At 42.8% G+C, this 2,579-nt stretch carries 3 protein-coding genes; all 3 read left to right on the plus strand.

Features of this window, described 5'->3' with window-relative positions; genetic code table 11:
• Positions 1 to 209 precede the first annotated feature (209 nt).
• The gene (gene recA, locus RWJ43_RS06655) at positions 210 to 1,298 is read left to right on the plus strand and encodes a recombinase RecA (protein ID WP_012808865.1); all 1,089 of its coding nucleotides are present in this window, start codon (positions 210 to 212) and stop codon (positions 1,296 to 1,298) included.
• The gene (locus RWJ43_RS06660) at positions 1,298 to 1,972 is read left to right on the plus strand and encodes a regulatory protein RecX (protein ID WP_314009151.1); all 675 of its coding nucleotides are present in this window, start codon (positions 1,298 to 1,300) and stop codon (positions 1,970 to 1,972) included. Before recA ends, RWJ43_RS06660 begins: the two co-directional genes overlap by 1 nt.
• A gap of 283 nt (positions 1,973 to 2,255) precedes the next feature.
• Positions 2,256 to 2,579, plus strand: a 324-nt coding sequence (locus RWJ43_RS06665; RefSeq protein ID WP_314009153.1) for an Rnase Y domain-containing protein, incomplete at its 3' end; no start/stop codon positions are given.

Below are 2,579 nucleotides of genomic sequence, written 5' to 3' on the forward strand. Positions count from 1 at the left end.
GTGCCCTTGGGAAGTCTACCATCACCAAACGTTGCACTTGCTTTGAGAATTCAAGAGTCAAATTTGTAATTAAGAAGAAATTAGCTGCTCAAAAGCGGAAAAATAGAGGTAAGAATTCAGACAAATTCCCTCTATAGAGTATATGTTTGACGTTGACATAGAACGTCTGTTCTTATATTATTCTAGTAACAAAAGAGCAAGGAGTATCCATGGCTAAAAAGTCAGTTTCAAAAGAGATTAAAGCTCGTACTACTGGTGATGAGAGGGATGAGGTTATCTCTTCAACTACAGCAGAGATCGAGAAGAAATTTGGTGCAGGCGCTATTATGCGTTTAGGTGAGGGTGGTCCTGCCTTTGATATTCAGGCTATTCCAACTGGCTCACTTGCTCTTGATGCAGCATTGGGTATTGGCGGCGTTCCTCGCGGCCGTATCGTAGAGATCTATGGACCAGAGTCCTCTGGTAAGACAACACTTTCACTAGAAATTCTTGCAGAAGCTCAGGCACTAGGTGGTGTTGTTGCCTTTATTGACGCAGAGCACGCACTAGACCCAGGTTATGCGGCTCGTATTGGCGTTGATATTGACGATGTTTTAATTTCACAGCCAGATACTGGTGAGCAGGCTCTTGAGATTTGTGACATGCTTGTTCGCTCAGGCGCCATTGATGTTGTCGTTGTAGACTCCGTTGCTGCTCTTGTTCCTCGTGCAGAAATTGAGGGAGAAATTGGCGATTCTAGCGTTGGTCTTCAGGCTCGTCTCATGAGTCAAGCTCTTCGTAAGTTAGCTGGCTCTCTTTCAAAGTCTAATACACTCTGTATTTTCATTAACCAACTTAGAGAGAAGATTGGCGTTATGTTTGGAAGCCCAGAGACCACTTCTGGTGGTAGGGCTCTTAAGTTCTTCTCTACTGTCCGTATGGATATTCGCCGTGTTGACAGCATTAAGGTTAACGGAGAAAACGTTGGTAACCGTGTTCGCGTTAAGGTTGTAAAGAACAAGGTTGCTCCGCCTTTTAAGGTTGCTGAGTTTGACATTATGTACGGTCAAGGCATCTCCAAAGAGGGCTCCATTCTTGATATGGCTGTTGATTTTGAGATTGTCAACAAATCTGGAGCTTGGTTCACCTATGAGGGTGAGCGTCTTGGCCAGGGTAGAGAAGCAGCTAAATCTTTCCTTACCGCCAATCCAGATCTCATGGAAGAGATTGATCACAAAGTACGAGTTGCTTGTGGCCTTGTATTTGATGAAGATTCTGAAGTTGGCACTCCGGTTGCAACGGAAGATTCTGCTGAATAATGTCAGAAATTTCTTGGACTATTGAGCTTCCAAAAAAGAAACAGGCAGTTCTAGGTCAGGCAAAGCCTAAAGCAAAGATACTTTTAGAAACTGAAGTTGGAGGGACGGAGGAATTCTTTGTCCCTCCAATAGTAGCTCGTGCTCTTCAGAACAAAGAGAAAGATGGTGTTTTCACACCTTCTTCTCGTAATGAGTTTTTATATGAGCTAAAAGAGATTTCAACGCAGTGCATTAAAGGTCGTATTGAGGCTTTGATTGTAAAAAGGGACTACTCTACAGCTGAGCTTCAAAAAAAGCTCATGCTTGATGGCTATCAGAAGAATGTAAGAGACCCTGCAGTGCAGAGGGCTGTTGAAGTTGGTTTGATTAATGACAGTCGTTTTGCAGACGTCTATATACGTTCTAAAATTTCGCAAGGCTGGGGTCCTCTTAAAATTAAAACTGAAATTTCTAAAAAAGGGATTGAAGTTGAGACACTCCCTGGATGGCCTGACGCTTATTTTTCTGACGTGGATGAATTTGAAGTTGCGTATTCTTTGGCCCAGAGAAAACACCTGTCGGGAAAAAATGATTATGAGAAGCTTGTCAGGTTTCTCGCCACAAAGGGATATTCATTTTCTATAGCATCATCTGTTGCTAAAAAGATCTTGGATGAAAACGCCACATCTGAATGATTATATTTGCTTAGCTTATAAGTCTGTTGTATTGGTGTACTTTACTTTTCCTACCTGCTATTTATTGACAAAAGTTACAATGCTCTATACGATAAATATGCCGTGAATAGGCTCATTTCCGCTGGGCAACCAGCGTCATGTATACAGTAGGTATCTCATACATTTGATCTATCTCTGCATGTGGCATGACCAGCCAATGAATCCTGCTCATGGCGGGTTCTTTAGATACTGTTGTGTCTAAAGTCTCCTGAACTCTCTTGTAATTGCCATTTGAGGAGTAGGTATGGAATTAGCATTAGCAGTAGGCATTGTTTGCCTCATTGTGGGAGTAGGTCTGGCCTATGGCGTACTCTCTAACATTAGTAATTCAAAGATTAAGACAGCTGAGCAGCAGCTTAAAGATGCACAGATCAATGCAGAGCGCATTGCTTCCGAGGCAGCCCGTCAGGCAGAAACAGTAAAAAAAGAAGCTGTTCTTGAGGCTAAAGAGGAAGTTCTTCAACTTAAGCAGCTTGCTGAAGCAGAAGAGAAGAAGCGCAAAAGTGAGCTTCGTAGCATGGAGAACCGCATTCTTCAGCGTGAAGAGTCTCTTGATCATCGTACCGAT

Source organism: Lancefieldella parvula, from assembly GCF_963530955.1.
Classification (GTDB): Bacteria; Actinomycetota; Coriobacteriia; order Coriobacteriales; family Atopobiaceae; genus Lancefieldella; species Lancefieldella parvula_A.